Below are 6,278 nucleotides of genomic sequence, written 5' to 3' on the forward strand. Positions count from 1 at the left end.
GGAGAGTATCAAAAATGCGATACCGGCAGGCTGGACGGAGAAGAGGGCTCTTCAGGCAAGTGCCTGCCCAAGCTGCAGTAGATGCATGTTCTGGTGTTCTACATCCGGTTATCTGGCTGTCAGATGGCACAATGGCCGCTTGATGCATAACGTTTTCGCTGGCTCGTGGAGATGCTGCTCGGGAAAAGCTGTATCAGCAGCAGAGCCTGATATCATTGACGCCGAAATGCCCTCTTTGGCTGCTGCAGATCACGAAAGATCTGACAGAGGCAATGTCCACGATCTTGTACAGGCCATGCTCCGCCATGCTGCTATGGCTGTTTGCCAGGATGCAGCCTCCACCCGTCATGATCCAGATGCTGGCATTGCCACGACCTGGCTTTTCAGCGGACATGTACCTGAGCGGATCCGACTCTTTCGTTCGGCCGGAAGAGGATGCGATGGCCTTCGCTATTGAACAAGCTTGGCACCGCCTATGCCACCAGGTACCACATGTCTTTGAGAAGCACAGCATGTGCATGCGCAAATCCATTGAAGAAGGCAAGCTCTCCGGGCCGATCGAAATGCACGAGAGCCTTCCGATGCTGTCTTCCTGGGTGAGGTCGGAATTGAGTACTTCGGTGCCATCAGCAGATATGACATGGGGATGCATCTTATTGATTGCCTGTTTCAGCTGAGCATGCCGCACGTGGTGCCAATGGATCATTGCCCGCATCATGCCCAGGGAAAATGGTCGCAGCAGACAAAAAGGCAGCCACTGCCGAAGCGGTGGCTGCCTCTGTGCATATCTGTCGGACCAGCGTGATTACATGTGGTCGTGGCAGGTGCGGGCGATAACGTCGAGCTGCTGCTCGCGGGTCAGATCGATGAACTTGACGGCGTAGCCCGAGACGCGGATCGTGAAGTTTGCATACTCCGGCTTCTCGGGGTGCTCCATGGCGTCTTTGAGCTTCTCGACGCCGAAGACGTTCACGTTCAGGTGATGTGCGCCGTGGTCGAAGTAGCCATCGAGCACGTTCACGAGGTTTCCGGTGCGCTGGTCGAGGTCGGTGCCCAGGGCAGACGGGTTGATCGTCTGGGTGTTGGAGATGCCGTCGAGGGCGTACTCGTACGGGAGCTTTGCCACGGAGTTGAGGGAAGCCAGAAGGCCATTCTTCTCGGCTCCGTAGGAGGGGTTGGCACCCGGCGCGAACGGAGTGAAGGCGGGACGGCCATCGGGCAGGGCACCCGTTGCCTTGCCGTAGACCACGTTCGAGGTGATGGTCAGGATCGAGGTCGTGGGCTCGGAGTTCCTGTAGGTGTGGTGCTTCTTGACCTTCGTGATGAAGGTCTTGAGCAGCCACACAGCAATGTCGTCGGCACGGTCGTCGTCGTTGCCGTAGCGCGGGAAGTCGCCCTCGACCTTGTAGTCGACAACGAGGCCGGTCTCGTCGCGGACGGTCTTCACCTTTGCATACTTGATGGCGGAAAGGGAGTCCACGACATGGCTGAAGCCGGCGATGCCGGTCGCGAAGGTGCGGCGCACATCGGTGTCGATCAGTGCCATCTCTGCGGCCTCGTAGTAGTACTTGTCATGCATGTACTGGATGAGGTTCAGGATGTTCACGTAGAGGCCTGCGAGCCAGTCCATCATGAGGTCGAACTTGTGCATGACCTCGTCGTAGTCGAGATACTCCGACGTGATCGGGGCAAGCTCGGGGCCGACCTGCATGTGGTTGCCCTGCTTGTCCGTGAACTTCGCGTCCTTGCCGCCATTGATGGCATAGTTCAGGCACTTTGCGAGGTTGGCGCGGGCACCGAAGAACTGCATCTCCTTGCCGGTTTCGGTAGCAGACACGCAGCAGCAGATGGAGTAGTCGTCTCCCCAGACCGGACGCATCACATCGTCGTTCTCATACTGGATGGAGCTGGTCGTGATGGAGATCTTGGCGGCATAGCGGCGGAAATTCTCCGGGAGGCGCTTGGAGTAGAGGACGGTGAGGTTCGGCTCGGGGGCAGGACCCATGTTCTCGAGCGTGTGGAGGAAGCGGAAGTCGTTCTTCGTGACCATATGGCGGCCGTCCATGCCAAGCCCTGCCATCTCGAGCGTGGCCCAGACCGGGTCGCCGGAGAAGAGCTCGTTGTAGGACGGGATGCGGGCAAACTTGACCATGCGGAACTTCAGCACGAGGTGGTCAATAAGCTCCTGTGCTTCCTTCTCGGAGATCTTGCCGGCCTCGAGGTCGCGCTGGATGTAGATGTCCAGGAACGTGGAGATGCGTCCCACGGACATGGCGGCGCCGTTCTGGGTCTTGATGGCGGCAAGGTAGCCGAAGTAGAGCCACTGGACTGCCTCATGGGCATCGGTTGCAGGCTTGGAGATGTCGTAGCCGTAGATCTTGGCCATCTCCTTCATGCCCTTGAGGGCACGGATCTGGTCTGCGATCTCCTCGCGCTGGCGGATGACATCGTCGAGCATGGTGCCGTCGCCGCAGTTCAGGAGGTCAGCCTGCTTCTGCTGGATCAGGAAGTCGATACCGTAGAGGGCAACACGGCGGTAGTCGCCGACGATGCGGCCACGGCCATAGGTGTCAGGCAGGCCGGTGATGACATGAGAGTGGCGGGCTGCACGCATCTCGGGCGTGTAGGCATCGAAGACTGCCTGGTTGTGGGTCTTGTGGTACTCGTTGAAGATCTTGTCGTACTTCTCGTTGATCTTGTAGCCATAGGACTCGGCAGCCTGCTGGGCCATCTTGATGCCGCCGTACGGCATGAATGCACGCTTCAGGGGCTTGTCTGTCTGGAGGCCGACAACCTTCTCGAGCTCCTTGTGCTCAGGATCGATGTAGCCAGGGCCATAGGCGGTAAGGCCGGAGACGACCTCGGTCTCGCAGTCAAGGACGCCGCCATTGGCGCGCTCCTGCTTCTGGAACTCCTGGACATCGCCCCAGAGCTCGTCCGTCGCTGCGGTCGGACCCTCGAGGAAGGACTCGTCTCCCTCATACTGGGTGTAGTTGCGCTGGATGAAGTCGCGGACGTTCACGTCCTTTGTCCAGTGGCCGGGGACAAATCCCTTCCATGCTTCCGTCGTTGCCATCAAGAACCTCCTATTTTCCTGTTGCCTCTTTTGGTGTGCGAAGAATATGAAGCGCGTGCTCGACCCTCTCTGGGGTGGGTGGTTCGGTGTCCCTCAGGGTGTAGGGGATGCCAAGCTCGTCCCATTTGAAGATGCCGAGCGTGTGATAGGGCAGAACCTCGATGCGCTGGACATTGTCCAGTGTCTGGATGAAGTCGCGGGTGCGCTCGAGGTAGGAATCTACGTCCGTGATGTCAGGGACGAGGACATGGCGAATCCAGACCGGGATCTTGTGGTCGGAGAGCCACCTCAGTGCTTCAAGGATGTTCTCGTTGCCGTGGCCTGTGAGCTTCTGGTGCTCGACAGGATCGATGTGCTTGATGTCGGCCAGCACAAGATCGGTCGACGCCATGAGACGCTCGAAGTTCGAATGCCAGGGCTCCTGCGTCGTGTAGGGAGCAAGAGAGGTGTCGAGGCAGGTATTGATGCCGCGCTCGTGGGCCTTCTCGAAGAGCTCCGTCACGAAGGGAACCTGCATGAGGGCTTCGCCCCCGGATACCGTGATGCCGCCTTCGGGTCCCCAGTAGGAGCGGTAGCGTTCCGCCTTGTCCAGAAGCTCGTCTGCTTCCATCAAGGTCCCGCCATCGAGCTTCCAGGTATCAGGATTGTGGCAATAGCGGCAGCGCATCGGGCAGCCCTGAAGGAAGATGAGGAACCTGACGCCTGGACCATCTGCCGATCCGAACGATTCGACTGAATGAATGCGACCCTGCATATGCCCCTCCTGCCCAAGATTTGGTGGTGCACGTGATGTGATGGCATCAAATCTAGGGGGTCAGGCTTTACTGTTCCTTGACTCTAATCAAGTTGCAGAATTGTTTCGGGAAATTTTTCTGAGACAGAGTCCTATCTGTCAGAAACCATAACGCATGCTGGCGGAGTATGCCCGTTTGTGGCGGGAAAAGGCATCGAGCTGACAGAGACAGATTGGAATGCATTCTCCTTCGTCCTTCTGGATGCCATCGATCTTTGCCGGCTCGATCTGTCTTGGTGGCACATTGCGCCAAGCATGCAGTGAAAATGCCTTCCCCAAAGAAGAAGGGGGAAGGCATTGCAATGGCTGTCTGATGTCTGGCGGGCACCTACTCCAGCGTCTTGGCCCAGGCAATGACATGGGAGGTCACAAGGGGATAGCAGATGCACTCGACAGCTACCTTGATGGCGCTCGCGACAACGATCATCTGGCCGATGACAGGCCAGGGAAGGACGCCTGTGAAGGCAAGGAGCGTGAATACCGTCATGTCGAGCGTCTCACCCACAATGGTGGAAGCAATGCATCGCCATGCCAGTCTTTTCTCTCCGTCATGCATATGCATGAGCTCCATGATCTTGGCATTGGAGAGGGAGCCTGCGACATAGGCGGTGAAGCTTACAGCCAGGATGCGCGGGGTAGAGCCAGACACGGCTTCGAGGGCAGACTGTGCCATGAAGGTAGAAAAGGACGGTGACACAAGCGTCAGCTGGAAGAGGATGACGCATAAGAGGTCGCAGAGGAAGGCTGTGATGGTGACACGGCGTGCCTCATTGAAGCCATAGACCTTTGCCAGCACGTCTGAGACGATATAGTCCACAGGAATCGTGAAGGTGCCGCAGGTCACGGCAAAGCCGAAGAGATCTGTCTGCTTGTTCGTGATGATGTTTGACGCAATGAGTGTCGCCACGGAAAGGGACGTGAGTGTCTGGAGCAGACGGTACTTCCTTGTGTTCATGCATGTCTTCTAGTTTTGTTGAGGCTGGTTTCCTAGTACAGCCTGATGAGCTTTATTGGCGGCAGGGCACCGGGTCCGCAACGCCGTTCGCCGCAAATGCCTTCTTGTGGTCGAGGCAGGTGCCGCAGACGTCGCACTGCACATTTCCGCCCTCATAGCAGCTCCAAGTGAGCTCATAGGGCACATGGAGCTTGAGTCCCCAGGCAACGACTCCTGCCTTGTCGAGGTTCACGAAGGGAGCTTTCAAGTGTACGAGCCCGTAGGAGCCAAGCTCGATGGCCTTGCCCATTGCCTTCATGAACTCAGGGGAGCGGTCGGGATAGGCATCTCCTGCCGCATCATCGGCGTGGGCTCCTATATAGAGCTCGCACTCCTCATGCGGATAGACAGACTGCGCCACGGCAGCCACTGCTGCAAGCAGAAGCCCGTTCCTGAAGGGGACATAGGTTGCCACCTTGCCGTCTCTTTCTGCCATCTGCTCTGCATAGGTGCCATGGGCAATATCCTTGCCGCCTTGGAGCAGGGTGCAGTCCGAGCCGTCCATGATGTGGGTGGAGGCAAGGTCGATCATGCGGTGCGCGACACCGTAGCGCTCGGCGATCTTCTCTGCGCAGGAGAGCTCCTTGTCGTTCTTCTGGCCATAGTAGGCAGAGACCGTCGTGACATTCTCTTTTCCATAGCGGTCTACCGCAATGCCGACACAGGTTGTGGAATCCACGCCGCCGCTGTTGAGGACGATTGCCTTCATGCATGTCGCGCCCTTCCTAGTCCTGCTCATGCATCGAGAGCTGCTCGAACTGCCTCTTGGTGACCATATCCTCGTATCCTGCATCGGGCTTTGCCCAGTTGGCAAAGAGATAGATCGAGATGCCGCCGGCCGCTCCGATGCCGTGCGCGTCGGGATTGACGGCGCTGCAGGGAGGCGCGGCCAGAGCTGCATCGGCATCATGGCCGGCCCCGACGGGCATCGCGCCATGGCCGTCGCCGGAGGAAGGGGCAAGGGTGCCGTGGGCAGGCTCTGCGACGAGCCCGAGGGGCACGGAGGGGACCGCACGAAGGTCCAGGAGGCCGCCCGCGACATGGCAGAGGCATGCTCGCTGGGGGCCGCTGCAGAGATGCCCCAGGACGCCCAGACCGTGGACAGGTTCCATGCGGTGCAGCTTCTGAACAGGGCAATCGATCATGCGAGATGCGCGGAGGGGCGAGAGTCCGCAGTGAAGCGCCGCCAAGCCCGCAGGCACGAAGTGCGTCTGGCTGAAGAGGAAGGAGCCGATCACGGAGCGCCAGCCTGCCAGGAGGGAGGAGCCCGATCCGGCGAAGGCCCATCTCAGGACGGCACGCGCATGCCGGATGGGAGAGGCGCTCCAGGACGTCTGTCCATGCGCGGGCAGGGAACCGGCGGCGGAGGCCCTCGGCCGCCTCTGCTCATGGATGATGCACTCCAGCGTGTCAGA

Annotated in this window: 6 protein-coding genes and 2 pseudogenes; 3 read left to right on the forward strand and 5 right to left on the reverse strand. The window is 59.1% G+C overall.

Translation table 11 applies throughout. From position 1 onward, the window contains the following. The first annotated feature begins 347 nt into the window (after positions 1-347). Positions 348-677 carry a hypothetical protein gene (locus tag ABVS03_RS11365; protein ID WP_368019192.1) on the forward strand — a complete coding sequence of 110 codons (330 nt, stop codon included), beginning with the start codon at positions 348-350 and terminating at the stop codon, positions 675-677. A gap of 128 nt (positions 678-805) precedes the next feature. On the opposite strand, the gene pflB is transcribed toward ABVS03_RS11365, so the two are convergent. From pflB to ABVS03_RS11390, 5 genes are all read right to left on the reverse strand, one after another. Next, positions 806-3,076, reverse strand: coding sequence for a formate C-acetyltransferase (gene pflB / locus ABVS03_RS11370; RefSeq protein ID WP_368019193.1), 2,271 nt, complete (start codon positions 3,074-3,076; stop codon positions 806-808). Between the two features lie 10 nt (positions 3,077-3,086). Beyond that, a complete protein-coding gene (gene pflA / locus ABVS03_RS11375) occupies positions 3,087-3,830 on the reverse strand; it encodes a pyruvate formate-lyase-activating protein (protein ID WP_368019194.1) in 744 nt (247 codons plus the stop codon). A 367-nt stretch (positions 3,831-4,197) separates the two neighbouring features. Then, positions 4,198-4,824 (reverse strand): queuosine precursor transporter, encoded by a 627-nt coding sequence (locus ABVS03_RS11380; RefSeq protein WP_368019195.1) that lies wholly within the window; start codon positions 4,822-4,824, stop codon positions 4,198-4,200. Positions 4,825-4,876: 52 nt separating this feature from the next. Then, on the reverse strand, positions 4,877-5,572 hold the full coding sequence (locus ABVS03_RS11385) for a 7-cyano-7-deazaguanine synthase (RefSeq protein WP_368019196.1): 696 nt from the start codon (positions 5,570-5,572) through the stop codon (positions 4,877-4,879). 16 nt (positions 5,573-5,588) lie between these two features. Beyond that, a complete protein-coding gene (locus ABVS03_RS11390) occupies positions 5,589-5,792 on the reverse strand; it encodes a hypothetical protein (RefSeq protein ID WP_368019197.1) in 204 nt (67 codons plus the stop codon). Here ABVS03_RS11390 and ABVS03_RS11395 point away from each other — a divergent pair. Both ABVS03_RS11395 and ABVS03_RS11400 read left to right on the forward strand, forming a co-directional pair. Further along, positions 5,772-5,993: pseudogene (locus tag ABVS03_RS11395) on the forward strand (transposase); the annotation flags it as partial. The gene ABVS03_RS11390 and the pseudogene ABVS03_RS11395 sit on opposite strands and share 21 nt — an antisense overlap. A gap of 103 nt (positions 5,994-6,096) precedes the next feature. Further along, positions 6,097-6,278: pseudogene (locus tag ABVS03_RS11400) on the forward strand (hypothetical protein); the annotation flags it as partial.

Source organism: Olsenella sp. AGMB03486, assembly GCF_040884255.1.
Taxonomy (GTDB): Bacteria; Actinomycetota; Coriobacteriia; order Coriobacteriales; family Atopobiaceae; genus Olsenella_L; species Olsenella_L kribbiana.

Bases quoted from the DNA above. Each gene is read 5' to 3' on its own strand.
- pflB (WP_368019193.1), bottom strand. From the start codon at position 3,076: ATGGCAACGACGGAAGCATGGAAGGGATTTGTCCCCGGCCACTGGACA.
- ABVS03_RS11390 (WP_368019197.1), bottom strand. From the start codon at position 5,792: ATGCCCGTCGGGGCCGGCCATGATGCCGATGCAGCTCTGGCCGCGCCT.
- ABVS03_RS11385 (WP_368019196.1), bottom strand. From the start codon at position 5,572: ATGAAGGCAATCGTCCTCAACAGCGGCGGCGTGGATTCCACAACCTGT.
- ABVS03_RS11365 (WP_368019192.1), top strand. From the start codon at position 348: ATGATCCAGATGCTGGCATTGCCACGACCTGGCTTTTCAGCGGACATG.
- pflA (WP_368019194.1), bottom strand. From the start codon at position 3,830: ATGCAGGGTCGCATTCATTCAGTCGAATCGTTCGGATCGGCAGATGGT.
- ABVS03_RS11380 (WP_368019195.1), bottom strand. From the start codon at position 4,824: ATGAACACAAGGAAGTACCGTCTGCTCCAGACACTCACGTCCCTTTCC.